The organism is Ornithinibacillus bavariensis (assembly GCF_018333235.1).
Taxonomy (GTDB): domain Bacteria; phylum Bacillota; class Bacilli; order Bacillales; family Amphibacillaceae; genus Ornithinibacillus; species Ornithinibacillus bavariensis.
Window position 1 is genome coordinate 1,068,882 of the sequence record NZ_BORP01000001.1, and the last position, 21,491, is coordinate 1,090,372.

The 21,491-nt window shown below is 34.9% G+C and carries 17 protein-coding genes and 2 riboswitches; of the genes, 6 read left to right on the forward strand and 11 right to left on the reverse strand.

The features are described from left to right. Nucleotides 1-16: 16 nt before the first annotated feature. The 4 genes from KI338_RS05395 to motA form a co-directional block, all read right to left on the reverse strand. Nucleotides 17-652, reverse strand: a complete 636-nt coding sequence (locus KI338_RS05395) for a response regulator transcription factor (protein WP_212919918.1) — start codon at nt 650-652, stop codon at nt 17-19. Between the two features lie 137 nt (nt 653-789). After that, nucleotides 790-874: riboswitch (cyclic di-GMP riboswitch) on the reverse strand. A gap of 137 nt (nt 875-1,011) precedes the next feature. Then, nucleotides 1,012-2,706 (reverse strand): methyl-accepting chemotaxis protein, encoded by a 1,695-nt coding sequence (locus tag KI338_RS05400; RefSeq protein ID WP_212919919.1) that lies wholly within the window; start codon nt 2,704-2,706, stop codon nt 1,012-1,014. Nucleotides 2,707-2,951: 245 nt separating this feature from the next. Continuing rightward, the gene (motB, locus tag KI338_RS05405; RefSeq protein ID WP_212919920.1) at nt 2,952-3,710 is read right to left on the reverse strand and encodes a flagellar motor protein MotB; all 759 of its coding nucleotides are present in this window, start codon (nt 3,708-3,710) and stop codon (nt 2,952-2,954) included. Beyond that, nucleotides 3,697-4,488, reverse strand: coding sequence for a flagellar motor stator protein MotA (motA, locus tag KI338_RS05410; RefSeq protein ID WP_212919921.1), 792 nt, complete (start codon nt 4,486-4,488; stop codon nt 3,697-3,699). The genes motB and motA overlap by 14 nt, the downstream gene beginning before the upstream one ends. A gap of 395 nt (nt 4,489-4,883) precedes the next feature. On the opposite strand from motA, the gene KI338_RS05415 reads away from it, so the two are divergent. The 3 genes from KI338_RS05415 (at nt 4,884) to KI338_RS05425 (ending at nt 9,771) form a co-directional block, all read left to right on the forward strand. Continuing rightward, on the forward strand, nt 4,884-5,606 hold the full coding sequence (locus tag KI338_RS05415; RefSeq protein WP_212919922.1) for a GntR family transcriptional regulator: 723 nt from the start codon (nt 4,884-4,886) through the stop codon (nt 5,604-5,606). A gap of 109 nt (nt 5,607-5,715) precedes the next feature. Then, nucleotides 5,716-7,173, forward strand: a complete 1,458-nt coding sequence (locus KI338_RS05420; protein WP_212919923.1) for an APC family permease — start codon at nt 5,716-5,718, stop codon at nt 7,171-7,173. A gap of 138 nt (nt 7,174-7,311) precedes the next feature. Beyond that, complete coding sequence (locus KI338_RS05425) at nt 7,312-9,771, forward strand: YheC/YheD family protein (protein WP_212919924.1); 2,460 nt, start codon at nt 7,312-7,314, stop codon at nt 9,769-9,771. 227 nt (nt 9,772-9,998) lie between these two features. On the opposite strand, the gene hag is transcribed toward KI338_RS05425, so the two are convergent. The 7 genes from hag to KI338_RS05460 form a co-directional block, all read right to left on the reverse strand. Further along, nucleotides 9,999-10,835 carry a flagellin Hag gene (hag, locus tag KI338_RS05430; RefSeq protein ID WP_212919925.1) on the reverse strand — a complete coding sequence of 279 codons (837 nt, stop codon included), beginning with the start codon at nt 10,833-10,835 and terminating at the stop codon, nt 9,999-10,001. A gap of 268 nt (nt 10,836-11,103) precedes the next feature. Beyond that, nucleotides 11,104-11,673 (reverse strand): PilZ domain-containing protein, encoded by a 570-nt coding sequence (locus KI338_RS05435; RefSeq protein ID WP_212919926.1) that lies wholly within the window; start codon nt 11,671-11,673, stop codon nt 11,104-11,106. 106 nt (nt 11,674-11,779) lie between these two features. Continuing rightward, nucleotides 11,780-11,865, reverse strand: a riboswitch (cyclic di-GMP riboswitch). Nucleotides 11,866-12,070: 205 nt separating this feature from the next. Beyond that, a complete protein-coding gene (locus tag KI338_RS05440; protein WP_212919927.1) occupies nt 12,071-12,922 on the reverse strand; it encodes an ABC transporter permease in 852 nt (283 codons plus the stop codon). After that, entirely contained in the window at nt 12,906-13,703 is a 798-nt protein-coding gene (locus KI338_RS05445; RefSeq protein WP_212919928.1) for an ABC transporter permease, read from the reverse strand. Before KI338_RS05445 ends, KI338_RS05440 begins: the two co-directional genes overlap by 17 nt. Before the next feature lie 279 nt (nt 13,704-13,982). Beyond that, nucleotides 13,983-15,047: an ABC transporter substrate-binding protein gene (locus KI338_RS05450; RefSeq protein ID WP_212919929.1), complete on the reverse strand. Its 1,065-nt coding sequence runs from the start codon at nt 15,045-15,047 to the stop codon at nt 13,983-13,985. A gap of 62 nt (nt 15,048-15,109) precedes the next feature. Continuing rightward, the gene (locus KI338_RS05455) at nt 15,110-16,186 is read right to left on the reverse strand and encodes an ABC transporter ATP-binding protein (RefSeq protein WP_212919930.1); all 1,077 of its coding nucleotides are present in this window, start codon (nt 16,184-16,186) and stop codon (nt 15,110-15,112) included. 524 nt (nt 16,187-16,710) lie between these two features. Continuing rightward, entirely contained in the window at nt 16,711-17,160 is a 450-nt protein-coding gene (locus tag KI338_RS05460; protein WP_212919931.1) for an AraC family transcriptional regulator, read from the reverse strand. A 266-nt stretch (nt 17,161-17,426) separates the two neighbouring features. Here KI338_RS05460 and KI338_RS17700 point away from each other — a divergent pair, with 266 nt between their 5' ends. From KI338_RS17700 to KI338_RS05475, 3 genes are all read left to right on the forward strand, one after another. After that, entirely contained in the window at nt 17,427-19,499 is a 2,073-nt protein-coding gene (locus KI338_RS17700) for a methyl-accepting chemotaxis protein (RefSeq protein WP_244853403.1), read from the forward strand. A 292-nt stretch (nt 19,500-19,791) separates the two neighbouring features. Further along, nucleotides 19,792-20,730: an ABC transporter ATP-binding protein gene (locus KI338_RS05470; RefSeq protein WP_244853405.1), complete on the forward strand. Its 939-nt coding sequence runs from the start codon at nt 19,792-19,794 to the stop codon at nt 20,728-20,730. Continuing rightward, the gene (locus KI338_RS05475; protein WP_212919933.1) at nt 20,730-21,476 is read left to right on the forward strand and encodes an ABC transporter permease; all 747 of its coding nucleotides are present in this window, start codon (nt 20,730-20,732) and stop codon (nt 21,474-21,476) included. The genes KI338_RS05470 and KI338_RS05475 overlap by 1 nt, the downstream gene beginning before the upstream one ends. Nucleotides 21,477-21,491: the final 15 nt, after the last annotated feature.

The following is a 21,491-nucleotide window of genomic DNA, read 5'->3' on the forward strand; positions in this document are numbered from 1 at the left end:
TCTGTCCATTTAAATACTATAGCGTTATCCACTTATTTTTAATGGCCTTAATCACTGCATTTGTACGATCAGAAACATGTAACTTTTTTAGAATGGAACTTACATGATTATTAACCGTTCTCGTTGAAATAAACAATTCTTTAGCAATGCTACAATTGTTAAGCCCTTTCCCAAGCTCTTCAAGAACCTTCCATTCCTGTTCAGTTAATATCCCTTTTGGTCTTTCCGGTTCTTGGCTAGTGAGTTTAACATAATCCTTTAATAATACAGCAGATAGTTTAGGATGGATATACTGCTGATCTTGCAGTATGGAATTAATAGCAAAGATAAGTTCACTTAATTCCATCCCATTATAAAAATAACCATTCAAGCCATATCGAAAAAAGTCTCGTAATACATTTTGATCGCCCTCAGTTGCCCAAATTGCAATTCTGGTACTGTGACTACGACAATCTTCTATAATTTTTTTACAATCTACATTTGCATGTATGTCCACTAAGAGCAGATCAGTTTGATACGTACAAGTAGTTTGTTTCTCAAGCTCCCTTGAGCTTACTGCATTCCATGAGTGCTCTGGCAATTTCTCTTGTAGTTTTTCTATTATGATATCCCGCACTAAATCTTTTTCTTTAACTACTGTTATCACACTCATTCATTTATCCCCCATCCAAGTAACTGTATTGCCTTGTACCTAAATGGCGCTATGTATAGACTCCCCATACTTAACAAGAAAAAAAGCTATTCCAAAAAATAGAATAGCCGGTGTCAATATCATATGGATACATCCATCTCGGCAACCAGGCTATCATAGTCTTTCAACCTTAGACCCTAGGCTTTGCGTCCTACCTTTTCAGATAGTTTGCCTTTTACAAGTGTTCATTTTTGATTTAAAAACACAAAGTCAATGTTATCGAACTTCTTATAAAAAAGCAACCGAGAGATATTGGAAAATTAATTCGCTCTTAAAAAACCAGTTATTTTGGAACAAAATGGCAATAACTGGTATATATGTTATAGTCTGAACTTACGAATGAGTTGATTTAATTCTTCTGATTGCTCCGCTAATTGCTCGGAACTAACTGCTACTTCTTCCATAGAACTCCTAACTTGTTGTGCAGAGGCAGTAGTTTGCTCTACTCCTGCAGCAGCTTCCTCAGAAATAGCTGCTATCTCCTGGATAGAGCCATTCATCTCTTGACTATTAGCTGCAATAGTTGTTAGATTATTCGTTATCGTAGAAATACCTTTAGCCATACTTGAAACAGCTTGATTGATTTTAGTAAAGGTCTCATCTGTTGCTCCAATGTTTACTGTTCCAACCTGAACTTCTTTATACCCTTCTTGTAGGGACTCTGTCACAATTGTCGATTCGACTTGAATATTAGTCACAATTTGCGTAATATCGCTAACTGATAAAGAGACCTGCTCTGCTAGTTTTCGAACCTCATCTGCAACTACTGCAAATCCTTTACCATGTTCGCCAGCCCTTGCTGCTTCTATTGCTGCATTAAGTGCTAATAAGTTTGTCTGATCAGCAATAGCTTTGATCACTGAAACTAGATTAGATATGTTTTGTGTATGTGTATCTAAACCTTCAACCTTCTTGACAGCATCATGAACAATTTGATCAATTTTATACATTTGCTTGGTTGAAGATTTCATTAAGCTACTCCCTTCATCGGTTAGCTGTAATATTTCTTTTGAATCTTTTTCAATATGTTTGCTTTTCTCATTCGCTTCTTGTACACGAACTGAAAAGGAATTCATCACAGCTGATAGATCTCCAGCACTATTCGCTTGGTTTTCTGTTCCAGAAGCTAATTCGTCCATAGTGGATGCAATTTGCTCTGCACCCTCGCGTACTTCATTGGCGGATTGTGTTAACTCTATACTCTGACTAGAAACCATATCTGAAACTACATTAATTTGGTTAAGCATCGCTCGCATATTTTCATGCATTTCATTTGTAGCAACAACTAATTGGCCTATTTCATCTCTTGTGCTTGTAACCAATGCATCTTGATGTAGATCCCCCGAAGCCATTTGCTTCATTTTGATCATTACTTTTTTTATAGGAGTGGTAATTGTTTTAGAAGTGATAATTGCGATTATCACTCCTAAAATAATCACCAGTATTGAAACTATAAAGCTAGTAACCGTACTTAAGGTTCCGTTTTTAATGACTTCCTGTCCTTGTTCAATAATAAGCTCCTCTCTCAATTTAGCGGAATCTTTAAACCCATTGATTATCTCACTTTCTAGTGGGTTTACTTGATCCTGCATAATTCTTAAGGCTGCTTCTTTATTTCCACTGTCATATTCTGAAAAAGCTTCATTGATTAATGTTCCCCATTCAACCTTCTTATCAATTAATGCCTTAATATCCTTTGAATCACTTAATTCCATGATTGTATCTTCCAGATTGATACTTTCCTCTATTTGCTCTTCAAATAAGTCTCTAGCATGATAATCATCATATAAAAAATATGATCGAACTAGCCCAGCTCGATTTACCATGTTAAAGGAAATCTCTTCATCAGCAATTAACAAAGGTACTTGTTTATTAATCATTTCCTTTGTATTCTCAACAGCTTTATTTATATTCGTTAAGATGAATAATGCCAATAGTAACACTAGAACTATTACTGCTAAAAAGCCAAATAAAACCTTCGTTCTCACACTCTTAAAATTAAATAAATTCTTCACCTATAGATACCTCTCTTCTGTAGTTTTCCTTAATGACGAGACAGAGGTTATACGTTAAAGGTACTGCCCACACTAAGACCTATCCTCTATATCGAGATGGATTGCACGATTCTTAATAGTAATTGCTAAGAGATTAATTGGTAATATTATCCAAGAAAACACAAAAAAGAGTAGCACCTGCAATAGTATTACAAGGAGCTAACTCTTTTTGTAAAGTATTACTGAATGGATAAATGAAGTAATTTTTATTTTTCAATTTTACCTGCAATATCGTAATTCGGTAAAATTAACACTTCAACACGACGGTTTTTGGATCGATTTTCCGTACTATTGTTAGGAACAATAGGTTTATATTCACCATATCCCTTTGCACTAAATTTATCTGGATCAAGTTGCTTATTATCTAGAATTAATGTCATAAAGTTAACAGCTCGCATTACACTTAGTTCCCAATTAGAACCAAACTTTGCGTTATTCATCGGAACGTCATCCGTATGACCACTAATGACAACCTGATGTGGAGGATCTGTGATCAATAGTTGGGAAATTTCTTTGGCGATTACCTTACCATCCTTATTAACATCAGCACTTCCTGGTTCAAAGGTAACATCATTCATTATCGATATCATCAGTCCTTCTTCGGAAAGCTGTGTTGCTAGTGATTCTGTTAAATTATTTTCATGAATATAGTTATTAATTTTTTCTTGCAATTCCTGTAGATTTAGAACCTCTGTAGTTCCTTCATCAGGCTTTTCTTCCTCATTTTCTTCCTTTTCTTTGCTATCATCCTCAACCGGTATAGGTTGTTCCATGATACCAGGACTTCCACTAGAAAATTCTGTTCTAAATACAGATGCCATCTCTTTGAACTTTTGAGTATCAATCTCACTCATTGCAAAGAGAACGATAAACAATGCTACAAGTAGCGTCAATAAATCGGAGTAGGGGAGTAACCACGATTCATCAACATGATGATCATCATGTCTTTTCTTATTCTTCCTCATTACCCTGCTCCTGATTTAACATATCAAATTCTTTTGATGTTAGATAAGAACCAAGCTTATCCTTAACAATTTTAGCTGACTCCCCAGTGGCAATGGATATAATACCTTCGATCATGATTTCTTTAACTTCAATTTCTTTTTTAGACTTTTGCTTTAGTTTGTTTGCAAAAGGATGCCAAAGCACATATCCAGTAAAAATACCTAATAATGTAGCAACAAAGGCAGCTGCAATAGCGTGACCAATTGCATCTATATTTGTCATATCTGCAAGTGCGGCAATTAGACCAATAACAGCACCTAAAACTCCTAATGTAGGTGCATATGTACCAGCTTGAGAGAAAATTGCTGCACCCTCTTGATGACGCTTGTCCATTGCATCTATTTTCTCAAGAAGGACATCACGAATAAATTCTGGTGTCTGACCGTCTACAGCTAGCTGTAAGCCAGATGAAAGAAATGGGTCATCAATTTTATCTAGTTGATTTTCTAAAGATAAAATCCCTTCTTTACGCGCTTGATTCGCCCATTCAGAAAATAACTTAATTAGTTCTGCAATGTTTTGCTCCTTCTTTTCAGTAAAGATAATTTTTAAAAGTGCCGGAATTTTTTTAAGTGTGCTTAATGGGAAAGCTACCATGACCGAAGCGATTGTACCAGCTATAATGATTAGAAATGCTGCAGGGTTAATCAATGCATCGAGGCCAACACCCTTTAAAACCATCCCAACTCCGACAGCAATGACTCCTAGTATAATTCCTAATAATGATGTTTTATCCATCTGTAGACCCCCAATGATATTCTTCTCTTATTCATAAATTAAAAATAACTATCCCAACACCATTGGATAGCCAAAAATGGTTGTAATTTAGACCTACTATTTATATCGTACAAAAACAGATAGTTTAAAGGGCTTTTTTAAAATTTTTGTTAGTTGCCTTTATTCTTGTCATCTAATCATTGATTTGTCTGTAAATTAATCGCAAAAAGAGACTTTCCGATTATGTATCATTAACGACAATAATTTCTATTCCAGTTCAAGGCCAATCTTTAATTAAATGCCTCTTGACTCCGATATTATTGTTATCAAATGCTTCACATTGCAAAGTGGTATTATTAATAGTATATTTTCTACATAAAAGTTTTGAAGGAGAACGTATTTCATGGAGGATATCAATGTCATTAAATTACACTAATTCCATTCCACTACATGTTCAATTAAAAGAAAAAATTGAAGAAAAAATCTTTACTGGTCAATATAATGATAAAATCCCAAGTGAAAGAGAATTAATGGACGAATATTATGTTAGTCGAAGCACTGTTAGACAAAGCATTGAACAGCTTGTCAGGGAAGGTATATTAGTAAGAAGGCCTGGGAAAGGAACCTTTATTGTCCTTAAACCTATCAATGATTGGTTGGGTAGCCTCAGTAGTACTTCAGAAACGATTGAACGAATGGGAATGCAACCAGGTGCAAAGCTGATAAAAGCTGAAATTATTCCTTTAAACAAAGACATGAAGGATATCTCAGGGCTTGAAAAAGCTTATTATTTTGAACGAGTTCGTTATGCTAATAATATTCCTGTAGGTGTTGAAAGACATTATTATCCTATTCCAATTGGGGAACAGCTTATTAAATTTGATTTAAATAAGGAAGCCTTCTATGATCTCTTAGAACGAGAACTTGGGGTGAATACGTTTCAATCAGAACAATACATTAAGGCAGGTAAAATTAGTAAGCAAGATGCACTATTACTTAAGATTTCCCCAGCATCTAGCATATTAATTGCTGAAAGAAAGATTACCGATATTAAGGGGAACTTTGTAGAATTTGAAATTGCGCATTATCGATCAGATATGTATTCCTTTAAAATAAATCTATCAAGAAAATCTTTTTAAACTATTTCCTCCACTGGTACGAACATTATGACATTATTGCTAAATGGCTATTGTAAAAATTAATATTATAGTAGCGAAAAAACGGTAATTTAGTCGGAGGAATAATAGAATGAAAGAAAGAATCACACTCAAAAAGTCCTATAAACAGCACTGGGTATGGGCAATTGCATTAGGCTCTTCTATCGGTTGGGGTGCGTTTGTCCAGCCCACAAACTGGATCGCTACCGCAGGCCCTGTTGGAGCGATGGCAGGTTTTGGTATAGGTGCTTTACTAATGATGCTTATTGCAGTAAGTTATGGGTTCTTGATTAGGAGTTTCCCGGTTTCGGGTGGGGAATTCGCTTATGCATTCATTGGTTTAGGTAAGGTACACGCCTTTATTTGTGGTTGGTTCTTAGCACTTGGTTACATATGTATTGTAGCATTGAATGCTTCTGCTTTTGTTTTAATGTTTAAATTTATATTTCCTAGATTCATAGAAAATATCCACATGTATCAAATTGCCGGTTGGGATGTATATGGTACAGAAATTATCTTAGCTACCTTTGTTCTTCTAATATTCGGTTATTTTAATATAAGAGGAAATGGATTTTCTGGAAAAATACAATTCATATTTTGTGTAGTTATGGTTTTGAGTGTAATAATCCTGACCTTTTTAGTAGGCGTACAGCCTGAAGCTGGACTAGCCAATATACACCCACTATTTCCAGTTGAAAAAACAGCTCTTGCTGCGATTATTTCAATCATAGCTATTGCCCCTTGGGCATATGTAGGTTTTGACAATGTTCCACAATTGGCAGAAGAATTTAGCTTTTCCTCAAAGAAGGCATTTAACCTTATTATCATTGCCTTATTTTTTTCGGGTTTATTATACATTCTAATGATTCTAGCAACCTCGATGGCACTTCCATGGAATGATTTTATATCCAAGCAGCTATTGTGGGGAACTGGTACTGTAGTAAAAAACCTATTAGGTAATTTTGGTCTAATAATTTTAGTGATAGCCGTTTCGATGGGGATTTTTACAGGGTTAAACGGATTTATAGTTTCATCAAGCCGGTTACTATTTGCCATGTCCCGAGCAAAATTTGTGCCAAAAATATTTTCTAAGCTTCATCCTAAATACAACACACCTTATATAAGTATCCTTTTTACCATTCTAATTTCTTTGTTAGCACCATGGTTTGGGCGGCAGGCATTAACATGGGTAGTCGATATGTCATCGATAGGGGTTACAATTGCTTATTTCTATACTTGCTTTACGGCCTACAAATTATTTAAGTGGAATATGGGACCAGATTATCTTCCATCGCTCCATGAAATTTCACCTATTAAAAAAGTGCTTGCTGGTATAGGAACAATTGTTAGTATCCTGTTTTTAGGTTTACTTTTAATTCCTGGATCACCTGCCCTTTTAGGCTTTGAATCCCGCGTCGCATTAGCAATTTGGATATTACTAGGCATCGGATTTTACCTAATAAAAAGAAGAGATCTTAATACATTATCAGAATCCGATTTAAACTATTTAATACTTGGTAAATCAGATTTATCTCAAAAAAATAGCTAGCTTTTATGATTAACCTGGGACATAATTATTTCGTTCTCCAGGTTATTTTTTTGGTTTACGTTTAATTTTCCACCTGATAAAGCCGATATAATTACTGTAAACTTAAATTTTAGTAATCATACATTAGGAGTGTAATACATGTCTAATAGAAAACAGCTAATTCAGGTTAGTAATATTTTTAATACTTTACTTGAAGCAACAGAGCATTTTCATCAACTAATTAAACAAAAAGAATTGAACCAGAGCATTTATATTTTTAGTTCTATAGTTGATGGTTTCACTGCAGTTGGAAGTATGGATATATTATTTAATCAAGCAGATTGGAATGAACAAAAACAGAAGGCTGAAAGGTATCTACTAGAAATTGCAGAATCAATGGAAAAAGGACATTTTATAAAAGTAAGTGAGATTCTCCAGTTTTCACTCCTACCTTTATTTAGAAAAATAAACAAAGGAATAGAACTTGAATTAGGTGATCAAATACAAGATAAAACATACTCAATAGGAATATTTTCTTCCTATAAAAATCCACGAGAGATATATCCTAAGGAACGAATCGAAGCATTAGTCAGAGAAAGTAAAAAACAAAATACAGAATTACTTTTCTTCAGTAAAAATGATGTTGACTTTGCAAATAAAACTGTTGCTGCCGATTTCTATAATAATGGAAATTGGGAACGTGTAATTAAGCCCTTTCCTGATGTTATTAATAATGTCGGTAGTGTAAAACAAGCCCATACAGAAAAAAAGCTTAGAAGATTTATTCCATTCACAAGTTTCTTTGTCGGAAACAAATTGTCTTTACCAAAAAGAATCGTACAGCATAGAAAGTTTATTGAGTTATTAGTACCGTTTAGAGTTTGTAGTGACGAAGAAAAAATTTATGACTTTCTTGAGAAAAACGATAAAGTAGTATTTAAATATTTATTAAGTAATAGAGGAGAAAATATTTACTTTATTACTAAAAAAAATAACAGATTTATATTATTGGATCATAAAAAAGAAAGAATCTTGAGTAACGAAGCATTTGAACAATGGATAAAATCTGTAATACTGAAAGAAAAGGATAGCTATATCATACAGAAATATATCCATACACGCACAAAGAATAATGAGCCCTATCACATACGTGCACATGTTCAAAAAGATGGTGAAGGAAAATGGGTATTAACCCATATATATCCTCGTGTTGGGAACAAGAAAAGTAACCTAAGTAACGTTGCTACAGAAGGAAGAGTAGAAAATCTTCATGATTTTATGGTTCATGAATATGGCGAAATAACAGGCTCAAAATATGAGAAAGATATCCTTCGACTTTCTATTGAAGTAGCCCAACACTTAGATAAATTATATGATCTCGCTTTAGACGAGCTAGGTATTGACTTTGCTATTGATGAAAATGGTAAGTATTGGATGCACGAAGCGAATAATGGCCCACAAACTGCCTATCATGAAGAGAAAAGAGCTGTTAATACAATTGCATATGCAAAATATATAGCAAAAAACGGCATTTTCCATACGAACTATTCTCAAAAAATGAAGGCTGGATTCTTTCAATCTAGAACTTCAAGTCTACCTATAGCAGATTTAAATAAAAATCGCACAATAGGAATTTTAATGGAAAAGATTCTGAATGATAATTTAACAGTAGAAATTGTTCACGCTGCACAAAGAAGTAATTTTAATTCATACTTCTTTACACCAACTGATATCGACTATGAAGAAATGGTTATAAGGGGATACTTTTATGAAGATGAAGGGCTTGTCCCAAAACAGGTTCAATTTCCAGATGTTATATTTGATCGTCTAAAGCTACGTGGAGTAGAAAATGCAAATTGGGTGTATGAAGAACTTGAAGAGATTCCTTTTACCAATGTTTGGTCGCCACACAATTACAAGCGTCTTAATTTGTATGCAATACTAAAATCGGATAATAGCATTAATCAGTACCTTTCATCTTATCAAGAAGTAAATCGGACACGAGATATTTTCCAATTCCTCGAAAAATATAGTCGAGTAATTTTACGTGAAAACAAAGCTGGATTTCCACTTTATATTTCAAGGCTATTAGATGGAAAGTACTTATTTACTAATTCTAAACCACAACAACTATATAACGAAATTCAATTATTAAATAAATTAAAAGAGTTAATTGACGAAGGAAAGTATATTGTGCAAAGGGATAATCGTTTAACTGATAATAATGAAGTCTCCTACACTATTAATCTACACATTATTAAGGATGCTACAGCGAATTGGAAGAGTTCTAGTATATATTTGGAAAGAGAAACAGACATGTTAGAAGAAATGTTTGAAGACAATATAGACATAATAATTAAGACTATTGAAGATATGTATTCCCTGGATGCAAGCAGCATTCTTTCTGATGTCAGGGATATATCTGAAAAAGTTGCAAGAAAACTTGATTCGCAATTTAGGAATATATCGGAGCTAAATATCACTTTTGGAATACGTAGCAACAGTGAACTCTGCATCTTAGAGGTTGATCCAAGTGGCCCAAATAAAATCTATCATGCAATAGAATTAGCCGAAAATATTATGCTACTAGCTGACAATGCTACTAGAATTAATCCATAATAATTAGGAGTGTAGACGAACGAATTAGAAAGAGATGTATACTCTTTTTCTTACACAGTTTTGTTTACACTCCTTTAACTATCTAAAAAGTAGTACGTGATTCACGGAATCCATGCTGTATAACCTACTGAATGATAATTTATAGATTGGAAGGATCCTTATACTTCCTCTTTATGTAAAAAGCGAGAAGCCATATACATAGCTTCTCGCTTACTCATATTATGAAATTAACGAAGTAATTGTAATACTCCTTGAGGCTGTTGGTTAGCTTGAGCTAACATAGATTGTGCTGCTTGAGTTAGGATATTATTCTTAGTGAATTCCATCATTTCTTTTGCCATGTCAGTATCTCTAATACGAGACTCTGCAGCAGTTAAGTTCTCAGCAGATGCACCTAAGTTATTGATAGTGTGCTCTAGACGGTTTTGAATAGCACCAAGGCTAGAACGCTGTGTAGATACTGTGTTGATAGCATCATCAATTGCTTTTAATTGAGTGTCGAAATCAGTTTCTTCGAAAGCTGTAACATCAATTTCGTTTACTCCTAGAGCTTCTGCTGACATATCACCAATTGTAATATTTAATTGTTGACCACCATTTGCTCCAATTTGTAAAGTACCTTCAAACGTACCATCTAGCAATGCTTTACCGTTAAATTCAGTACGGTCAGAAATACCTTTAGATCCAGCTTCTCCACCTAGTTCTTCAATAAGTGCAGAGATTTCTTTTTGAATTGCTGCTAGATCTTCTGGCTCTTGAGTACCAGTGTTACCAGCTTGAACAGTTAGTTCACGCATACGTTGTAGGATTGCATGAGTTTCGTTTAAAGCACCTTCAGCAGTTTGGATTAAAGAAATACCATCTTGAGCATTCTTAGAAGCCATTTCTAAACCTTTAATTTGTCCACGCATTTTTTCAGAGATTGCTAGACCTGCAGCATCATCTCCAGCTTTGTTGATACGAAGACCTGAAGAAAGTTTTTCTAGTGAGCTTTGAACTGCACCAGTGTTAACACCTAATTGACGGTGTGCGTTTAACGCAGAAATATTGTGATTGATAATCATAATTTTCTTACCTCCATGTAATTGTTTTATTTTTTGCGAGTCACATCCTTATGGCTCGCATGTATAACAACTCATCCTGAGTTATTATCAAATTTGTTTTCTAAATGTTTGGCCTAAACATTTACATTCATCATGATGATGTACCATTTATATCGGCACAAAAAAAATATGTTTAATCTTTTTTGAAAAAAAATTATTATTTTTTGTAGAATCATAGAAACTCACAATAAAAAAAGAAAAAATTTGAACAAAAAAGAGTCCACGGTACTTAAACCATAGACTCTTCCCCAATCAGTCCTACTTTTATTCGCTTTTTTCTACGCTCTGCCATTATCTGATTCAATAGTTGATATAACAGCTCTCTATCTTCGTCAAACAGATTGGTGAACTGAACCCCATATCCAAATCTATCTCTATCCGGATATAATTCCTTCCTAACAATTCTACCTTTGACAATGAACATACTATCCTTTAAGGAAAACCGCAGTTTAATCCTAATTTCTTCCTCAATTGGATATTCAAACTCCCCAACAACCTTCACACCACCCACGCTTATGTTCTTCAATACACCATTAAAGAATTTTGGGTTTAATGCTTCATTCTCTATGTCGAGAAATTCTACAAAGCATGGAACATCATCTAAATTTACACGAAAATTTTCTCTAAGGTTTATGCCAGTGAAAGTTGGGTAAGCTGGAGGTTCATTCTTATCCTGGGTAGTTGTGCTTTCCATTGTTAAATGAGGTTTTTGGGATGATTTACGTAATAATAAATATAAAGACAGTATTAATAGGAATACAACTCCCAACAGAATATAAATCCATACTGTGTAATCCATTATCTCACCTCACTTTAATTAAATTTGCTTTCGAAAATAGGTGTGAAGAGTTAATGAAATTTAGGAGAACCCAAGTAGTATCTCCCTAACTATAGTTCCGGCTTTCTTCGGTAGCAAGGCAGCCATCACTCAAACGGTATTAGGCCCTTTGCTTTGCGTCCCTATCTTTCGACAGGTTTGCCTTTTTCGAAAAATATATCTAGTGCCATTATACTATAAATATTTCCATAATTCGACAAATTTTCTATTAAAAATACTAAATAACCATAGCAATTAATAAAAATAATAGAAAAGACCTATTCCATAAGTCCTCTTTAATGGTTAAAGTGTCCCCGGATTATTTTTGAATCTTTTTCTTTCTCTAAACAAAAAAAGCATGCAACAATGCATGCTTCCATTATGTTAAAAGCTTTCGATCCTTCCGATTTGTAAAGCGCATAAATAACATCAGTGATAGTAATACAAGCACCATCAATAATAACGACAATGCTGCACCAAGCTGCCAGTTCATCTCAACTAGGAATGCATCACGAATTACATTTCCAACCATCAACAGTTTACCGCCAGTAAATAAATCCGTTACGACGAATACACTTATTGCTGGTACGAAAGTAATGATGAATCCAGCCAGAATACCAGGGAAAGTCAACGGTAGAGTAACATTCAGGAATGTTTTTATCGGTCTTGCACCGAGATCCTCTGATGCTTCTAAAAAGGTTTTATCCAACTGTTCAATCGATGAATAAATGGGTAATATCATAAATGGCAAGAAACCATAAACTAAACCGATGATAACTCCACCTGGAGAGTACAGCAATGCTAATGGCTCTTTAATAATACCTAAATCCATTAATACATTGTTGATAACCCCTTTATTATTCATTAAGATAATCCATGAATATAATCGAACAAGTAAGTTCGTCCAGAACGGTACCATAACAAGTAAGAGTAATAAGTTTTTCCACTTACCAGCGTGTGCGATAAAATATGCAAATGGATATGCAACAATAAGGCATACGATAGTTGCTACTAATGCCCACCAAATGGATTGCCAAATAACTTTGGCATAAAGTGAGCTGAATGCAGAAGCGTAGGCTTTTGTACTAAACTTATAGATAATAGCACCAAAATCACCATTGGTTGTGAAGCTGATTACCGCAATAAAGATAACTGGTACTACTAAAAATAATGTTAACCAAAACAGACTGGGGGATAACAGTAAATAGGCTTTTTTAAAGCTTTTTCTCATTTAAATTTTCCCCCTTCCTCATTCTTAGTCCTACCACTACTACGACAATTACCATTAATAATATGATGATCGTCGATAATGCGTTAACCTCTGGTGAAACGCCTAGACGTACCATCGAATAAACAAGTACCGGTAACGTATTACTACCAGGCCCTAAAGTAAAGAACGAAATGACAAATTCATCTAATGAAATGGTAAATGCTAACAATGCTCCAGCCATTATCCCAGGAAAAATGAGTGGAAATGTTACTCTCCAAAAGGTCTGCCATTCGTTTGCACCTAAGTCCTTTGCCGCTTCTTCAAGTGAACTATCAAAGGAGGATAATCTAGCTAAAACGACTAGCATTACATAGGAAATCGTGATGGCAACATGACCGGGAATTGCTGTATTCAAGCCTAAAGACATATTTAGTAGTCCATAAATTGCAAGCAATGCTACCGCAACAACAATATCCGGAATAACAACCGGAATATAAAATAGAAACTCAACAGATTTCTTACCAATAAAGGTATAGCGATGTAATGCTAATGCTGCAAGAGTACCTAAAATGGTAGCAATAATAGTGGTAATAACCGCTATATATAAGCTATTTAATGTCGCTCCAATTAGTTGGCTGTTCTTAAATAATGAACCATACCATTCTAGGGTAAAGCCGGTCCAAACCGTTCCTAGCTTAGAATCATTAAATGAAAATATAATCACAAATAAAATAGGGATATAAAAGAATAAAAAGACGAGTAGGGAAAACGAAAATAATATTTTCTTCGTTCTAGCTCTCACATTTTCCACCTACCTTCCTATTAGAAAAGCATAAGACGCCCGGGTATAGACGTACTAACTGTGCCTGGCAATGCCAGGTGGGTCGACGTTGGCCGTAACGACCGATTTTAGTCGACATTCCTTTTATCAAAAGTTAATGTAGAATTATCTTGAACTGAAGGAAGTCCGCTAGTGATTGACACATGAAGCTAGACAACTTCGTAATAAACATATGAGAAGAGGATGTCCTAAGTAAGTAATAAACCTTAACTTAAGACAGCCTCTCTATGAAATTCTGAATTATTCAACCTTGGCTTCCTGGAATAAACGGTTCATGTATTGTGTCCGCTCTGTATCAAGTGGAAGGTTCCACTTCGCATTTTTGATGACTTCATCAGGGAATTGCATTCCAGGGCTATTTTTAATTTCATCTGGTAAAATCTTCAATGCTTCATCATTCGGATTTCCATAAGGGATAAATTCCGAAAGCTTTTTACTTACTTCTGGACGTAGCAAGTAGTTAATAAACACTTCAGCCGTGTATTTATTCTTAGCTGTTTTTGGAATTGCCATAGCATCTAGCCACACAATTCCCCCCTCTTTAGGAAGAACAAAATCGATGTTTTCATTCTCTAACCAAGCAGTAGATGCAGAACCAGAGTATGCATGTGCAATCCATACTTCACCACTAACTAATCGATCAGATGGTGTTGCATCAAATGCTAATACATTTGGAACTACTTCTTTTAATTTATTAAATCCTTCCTCTAGCTGTTCTTTAGTAGGATCATTCATATCATTACCTAATAGCTGCTGAAGCATATTTGATACTTCTTTAGACTCCTCTAGTAGTGCAACTTTCCCTTTATATTCTGGGTTCCATAGGTCTGCCCAGCTTGTAGGAGGTTCTTTAATGAATTCTTTATTATAAGCAATTCCGTCATAACCGTACATAAATGGTACGGAATATTTATTGTCTGGATCAAATGGCATATCATGCCATGCATCTCCAATATTTTTATAGTTAGGAATATTATCAAAATCAATTTCTAGCAGCAAATCATTATCAACCATTTGCTTTACATAATAATCTGAAGGGAAAACTAAATCATAAGCAACAGTTCCACTTTGTACCTTTGTAAGCATTTCATGGTTAGAGTTATAAGTAGAATAAACGACATCTACCCCAAATTCCTTTTCGAAATCATCTAGTACTTCTTGTGGAATGTACTCACTCCAATTAAATACATACAGCTTATCACTTAATTTCTTTTCCCCACTAGCGTTGTCCTCTTTATCGGAGCCACATGCTGCTAGAAATAATATCATCATACTTAAAAGTCCAAATAGAAAAAGCTTTTTCAATCCTTCCCATCTCCAATCATTTAAATTAGGTTACTGTCATAGATGGACAGCATTACTATATATTATTTTATAAGCATAACTGCATTTTCAGGGTTCCAGCTTACATACACATCATTATTATTCGTTAATTCCGCAATATTTTCATGAGACTCATTGATCGTGAGTTCTTTACCATCTGATAAACGAACAACAATCTTCGTAACGGAGCCAACGTATATCTTCTCCTTGAAGGTACATTTTAAATTTATAGGACCCTCAATTGGAGTATTACTAACTTTCATTTTTTCTGGTCGGACAGAGAGGAATGCATGCTCCTTCAAAGCCACTTCGGACGAATTAGGAATTTCAATCGTTTGATCTGCTAGTTCCAATGTTGCCATGTCACCATTTACCGCCGAAACATTACCGTCTAAGATGTTCGTTTGACCGATGAAATCAGCGACAAATCGCGTTCTCGGTTTTTCATATATTTCACGCGGTGTACCTATCTGCTCAATTTTCCCTTTATTCATAACTACGATACGATCAGACATTGTTAATGCTTCTTCTTGATCATGTGTTACATAAATAAACGTAATATTTAGTGTCTGTTGCAGATGTTTCAATTCCAGTTGCATTTGTTTACGTAGCTTTAAATCCAGGGCACCAAGTGGCTCATCAAGTAAGAGCACCTTAGGATTATTCACAATTGCTCGGGCAATTGCAATACGTTGTTGCTGGCCACCACTAAGCTGCTTTGGCTTACGAGTCCCATATTCTTCTAATTGTACAAGCTTCAGTGCTTTGGTAACTCGCTCTTTAATCTCTTCCTTACCGACCTTCTTCATTTTCAATCCGAAGGCGACATTATCGTATACATTCATATGAGGAAATAGAGAGTAGCTTTGAAAAACAGTATTGACTTCCCGCTTATATGGCTCCATATCATCTACTTGATTACCATTTAAAAGAATCTTTCCAGAAGTCGGCTTTTCAAAGCCAGCAATCATCCGTAATGTGGTTGTTTTTCCACATCCTGATGGGCCGAGTAAGGTTAAGAACTCCCCAGCCTTAATATCCAAGTTCAAGTCATCCACTACTATTGTGTCGTCAAACTCTTTTGTTACATGTTCCAGCTTTACCATTTGAACACCCAACATGCTTCCCTCCGTTTCCTTTATTTCTTTGTTTCCTATGAGGTAAGTGAATTTTCTCCACTATTCGCGCCTGCAATTTTGAAGCATTGCGTAATCATTACTTTTTCCTTGCTGTGTTTTGCTATTCAAAAACAGAGGAAAAAGTACTGTTTTTTGACATTTTTCATCGTTTATTAGAGAAAGAATGACAATCAGTCATAATTTTTGGCATTAAAAATACACCCTTCTCTACCAGGTAAAGGCATCGCCACGCGATTTTTCCTTCCCCGTTGGGTGCGTACTGTTCGGTGAATCTATTCAACATTACCAAAAATCAACAACTAATTTTTTATAAAAGCTACTATCCTTTCCCCAATAATGTATGCATTACTATTATCAGACATGAAAAATTTGCAAAGCTCCATATCTATTCAAATAGATTTTATTACAATGCTAAAAAAAATATAGCACGATTGGGCATGCTATTCAATAGTTTTTTTATATTTATTTTTTTATTTTTTATATGGGAAAATAGAGTAATCAAATCACTAGGGTTTAATCGGTACACATATTTCGCTAAAAGGGTTATCGGTCACTTCAGCAATGTATCTTTCTATAATCGGTTTGTTTTCTAACTGATAGCCATTACTAAATAAAATTGGAAAAATCTTAGTGTATGCTTCTTGAATCGCTTTATCTGTATGTTCCACTTCAAAAATAAGATATTTCCCTCCAGAGAGTTCCCCCTCATCGATTGAATCGTCTAGTTGATAATTGTCTGGAAGGACAATACAAGCATCAAATCTACAATGTTCAGGTTTTGTTGTTTTCGGATCATCTTGTGAGATTGCTAGTATTGCTGCGGATTTAAAAAGACCTTTCTCCTTCGCCCACTTTTTCAAAGGCTCCATTACCTCGCTATTTGCTGGACCATATGGACCAACTCTCCGCATATAAGCTATTCGATGGTTTGGAATGACTTCTTCTCTAAACTTCATACGACTGTTTCTTCCCTTCTTTATTGATATTTGTTGTTACATTTCGTAATGTAACATGTTATAAAAATTTTTACAGTATATTTTTAAAAATATTCAATTAATTCGTCAAATAATTGAATGTAGGAGGTAACTAATGGTATCTCAATATATTAGCTCTATTTTTTTTAATATCATTCAAAAATATGTTAATTTAGCCGATAAACCAAAAGTGACCTTAATGGGAGAAAGATGAAAAATGTTCAACAGGGGAAAACAACGAGGTGAAAATGATGGAAAAAGGTAGGGATAGTAATACAAAAGGATTTGGTAGGATTCGAAATAGTATCTCGATGAAGGTAGCTTTCATATTGCTGATAATGATCGTCGTTATTTTTTCTATTACAGGATCGATAATTTTTTCGTATACGAGATCATTGTTAGTAAATAACGTAGAAACAGAACTATCAACGAAGAGTGAAGCGATTGCAGCCCAAGTTGATAGCCTTTTTGCGGAAAAAGGGGCTATAATTAAGCAGTTTGCTACAAATCAAGAAGTAATCAGATTATTAGATACTGCAAAATCAAGAGATGACGTAAAAGACAATTCATACTTTGATGATGTGTCGAAAACACTTGATGAAATAGTGAAAAATAACGATTCCATTGCAATGGCTTGGGTAGCCAGTAATAAAGGAAATTATTTGATTGGAAGTAACAATGTATTATCTGACCCTAGCTTCGATATTGCTAGTCGTCCATGGTATGAACCTGCTTTAGCTAAAGATGATGTGTACTTCACCGAACCGTATATGGATGAAGTATTTGGCAAAATAATTTTAAGTGTGATGCAACCTATTAAAGTAGATAATCAACCTATCGGCATTGTGGCAATCGATATATTTCTAGATGGACTTCCAGAGACAATGCAATCATATAAATTAGGAGAAGGCGGCTATTCCTTTTTATTATCAAGTGATGGTACCATTCTTTATCACCCAAACAATGAGTTAATATTACAAGAAAAGCTGCAAAATATGTCAGGGGACTTAGGGGAAATAGGTACTCAAATGATTGAAGGCGAAAAAGGGCTACGTTTAAGTGAGGTCAATAACCAACAGGAATATATAGGATACGCACCAGTATCTACAACTGGATGGTCAGTTGGAACGTCAATTCCTGAAAAGAATGCCTTGGATATTCTTCATTCCTACACGATAACTATGGTAATGCTATTCGGAATAGCATGCGTTATTTTAATGATTGTAGTATTTATCCTAATAAAACAAATGCTTAAGGCAATACCTCATATTACAGAACGCATGAAATTACTGGCATCTGGCGACTTAAGTCAAGAGGAACTACAAACTAAATCTAACGATGAAATTGGTCAGTTGGTTCAATCGATAAACAAAATGAATCTTTCGATACGAGATTTACTTTATAAGATTAGCTTGGTATCGGATACGGTAAGTACACAAAGTGAAGAATTGACTCAATCAGCGAATGAAGTAAAAGCAGGTTCTGAGCAGATTGCCACAACTATGCACGAATTATCCTTAGGAGCAGAATCACAGGCAAATCAGACTAGCGAGCTCTCCAATGTTATGAGTACATTTGCTAATAGGGTGCAAACTGCGGATGAAAGAGGAGAACGAATTAACCTCTCATCCAAGACCGTTCTCAACTTGACAGATAAAGGTAGTAATTTAATGAAAATGTCCTCTGAAGAAATGGTTAAAATTAACAAGGTTTTCCAAGATACCGTTCAAAAGGTAGGAGCATTAAATAAACAATCTCAAAAAATATCTAATTTAGTCTCTCTTATAAATGATATAGCTGAACAAACAAATCTACTTGCATTAAATGCTGCAATTGAAGCTGCAAGAGCCGGAGAACATGGAAAGGGATTTGCTGTTGTTGCTGATGAGGTTAGAAGATTAGCAGAACAAGTATCCAACTCCGTTTCCGATATAACTGATATTGTTGAGGGTATTAAGATGGAATCAAATTCCGTAACAATAGCTTTACAAGATGGGTATAATGAGGTAGAAAAAGGTACAAACCAAATAAAAATGACTGCTGAAACTTTTAATGAAATACAAAAAGCTATCAATGAGATGGTTCATCATATACAAGAAATTTCAGAAGCTCTAACTACAGTTGCTACAGGTACACAAGAAATGAATGGTGCTGTACAAGAAATTGCTGCTATTTCAGAGGAAGCGGCTGCAGGTGTTGAACAAGTATCTGCTACATCAGAGCAAACCTCTAGCTCTATGGAGGAAGTAGCAAGTAGCTCTGATCACCTTGCTAAATCTGCTGAAGAGCTAAACGATTTGATTCACCAGTTTAAGCTTTAATTGTAAACATTCACGAGTAAAAATTCTGCATAACTTACTTTCTTTCAATATTAATTACGAAAAAAGTTATAAGTAGACGGGCATGATGAATAGCTATTCATCATGCCTTATTTGTGTGTCAAAAGAGTCATGAGATCTGCCTTCACTTACATTATTATATCCCCATTTAGTAATCCACTTCATACATTACTTCCGTTATTTTATTCCATATTAACGACATATTATTCCTTTTATCTTAAAGGGTAGTTATTCACTGCCATAATGAAATAAAAAGGCGGTGATTTTATTGTTAGTGATTCATGATGTAACAAAATATTATAGGAATAAGTTGGTACTGGAGCATATATCTTTAGACATTCCATCAGGTAGCTGCATTGGACTGGTTGGACCTAATGGTGCTGGAAAATCTACTTTACTAAAGATTCTTGCCTCTATCATTCAAGATTATCAAGGCAAGGTTCAGCTGAATAATACTAAGAGTACTTTCCAAAAGAAAGTACTTGGATATGTTCCTCAAGAAATCTGCTTGGAACAAAGCATATCAGCTTATAGTAATCTTTGTTTCTTCGGAAAACTGTATGGACTAAGCGGAAGACAACTTAAGAAAAGAGCGACGGAAGTGTTAGAAGAAATTGGCTTATCTAGTCATGCTAAGAATAAAGTGTTGCATTTCTCTGGGGGAATGAAAAGAAGATTGAATATTGGATGTGCACTAATGCACCAACCAAAGCTTATTATTATGGATGAACCCACTGTTGGGATAGATCCACAATCTCGAAGGCATATTTTCGAAATGATTCGACACTTACAGGAGACAGGTTGTACGATCATCTATGCTACACACTATATGGAAGAGGTGGAACAGCTTTGTAACAAGGTTGCCTTTTTAGATTGTGGAAAAATTGTTGAACAAGGGGATATTTCCACCTTGATCCAAAAATATACTACCCCATCAGTTTTTGTAAAAGCAAAGAATCTCCAAGTAACAGCATTAGATAAACTCGGCCAAATCTCTGCATATAGGCAAGGATTCTTAATCAAGACCGAAATGCCAATTGCTGTCATGAAACAAATCTTATTGATGTACCAGGCAAACACAAGCGAGCTAGAGAGACTTGAGCTTGTAAAGCCTCGATTAGAAGATGTTTTTTTCACGTTAACCGGAAGTGAGCTAAGAGAGGGAGTACATTCCTCCTCTAAGGAGAGTTCAAAGATAGGAGGGGTGTCTTAATGAGAGCTATGTTTTTATTAGAAATGAAGAAAAATTTACAGGATCATGGTCTGTTATTTTGGATGCTTATTTTACCGATTGCTTTTATTATTCTAGCGACTGCAATATTTACATCAGGATCAGATGAAGCTACTAAACAACAGGTGATTATGTCTATTATACCAGGATACGCAGTAATGTTTGTATTTTTCATCATGATTTCCATGGTTACGACATTTCTAAAAGATAAAGATACAGGGATGACAGCTAGAATTGCTAGTACACCCATCACTCCAAAATTCTATTTGCTTGGAAAATGGATTCCATATATGGTTATAGTATGGATTCAAATTGTTATATTGCTAGTATTCGGAAAACTAGTTTACCAAATTCCAATAGAGCAACCTTTCTTGCTCCTTTTCTTATCACTAGCCTTAGCTTTCACTGCTACAGGATTTGGGCTTTCACTAGCATTGCTTGTCAAAACTGAAAATATGGGTATTGCCCTTACACAGGTGATTGGGCTTGGTGGAGCAATGCTTGGAGGTCTTTGGGTTCCACTTAAATTTATGCCTGATTTCCTGCAAACGATAGCATATTTTCTGCCACAGTACTGGGCTCATCAAGCATTTCAGGATGCATTAAATGGAGTATTAATTCATAAAGATTTCTTACAAACCATTCTTATCATTATGGCTTTTGGATGTGGCGGTTATTTACTTGCTGTATTACGCTACCCTAAATTTTTAAAGCAAGCTCGTGGTTAACCGGATATCTTGTTA

Bases quoted from the DNA above. Each gene is read 5' to 3' on its own strand.
- KI338_RS05395 (WP_212919918.1), bottom strand. From the start codon at position 652: ATGAGTGTGATAACAGTAGTTAAAGAAAAAGATTTAGTGCGGGATATC.
- motB (WP_212919920.1), bottom strand. From the start codon at position 3,710: ATGAGGAAGAATAAGAAAAGACATGATGATCATCATGTTGATGAATCG.
- motA (WP_212919921.1), bottom strand. From the start codon at position 4,488: ATGGATAAAACATCATTATTAGGAATTATACTAGGAGTCATTGCTGTC.
- KI338_RS05415 (WP_212919922.1), top strand. From the start codon at position 4,884: ATGTCATTAAATTACACTAATTCCATTCCACTACATGTTCAATTAAAA.
- KI338_RS05420 (WP_212919923.1), top strand. From the start codon at position 5,716: ATGAAAGAAAGAATCACACTCAAAAAGTCCTATAAACAGCACTGGGTA.
- KI338_RS05425 (WP_212919924.1), top strand. From the start codon at position 7,312: ATGTCTAATAGAAAACAGCTAATTCAGGTTAGTAATATTTTTAATACT.
- hag (WP_212919925.1), bottom strand. From the start codon at position 10,835: ATGATTATCAATCACAATATTTCTGCGTTAAACGCACACCGTCAATTA.
- KI338_RS05435 (WP_212919926.1), bottom strand. From the start codon at position 11,673: ATGGATTACACAGTATGGATTTATATTCTGTTGGGAGTTGTATTCCTA.
- KI338_RS05440 (WP_212919927.1), bottom strand. From the start codon at position 12,922: ATGAGAAAAAGCTTTAAAAAAGCCTATTTACTGTTATCCCCCAGTCTG.
- KI338_RS05455 (WP_212919930.1), bottom strand. From the start codon at position 16,186: ATGTTGGGTGTTCAAATGGTAAAGCTGGAACATGTAACAAAAGAGTTT.
- KI338_RS05460 (WP_212919931.1), bottom strand. From the start codon at position 17,160: ATGAAGTTTAGAGAAGAAGTCATTCCAAACCATCGAATAGCTTATATG.
- KI338_RS17700 (WP_244853403.1), top strand. From the start codon at position 17,427: ATGATGGAAAAAGGTAGGGATAGTAATACAAAAGGATTTGGTAGGATT.
- KI338_RS05475 (WP_212919933.1), top strand. From the start codon at position 20,730: ATGAGAGCTATGTTTTTATTAGAAATGAAGAAAAATTTACAGGATCAT.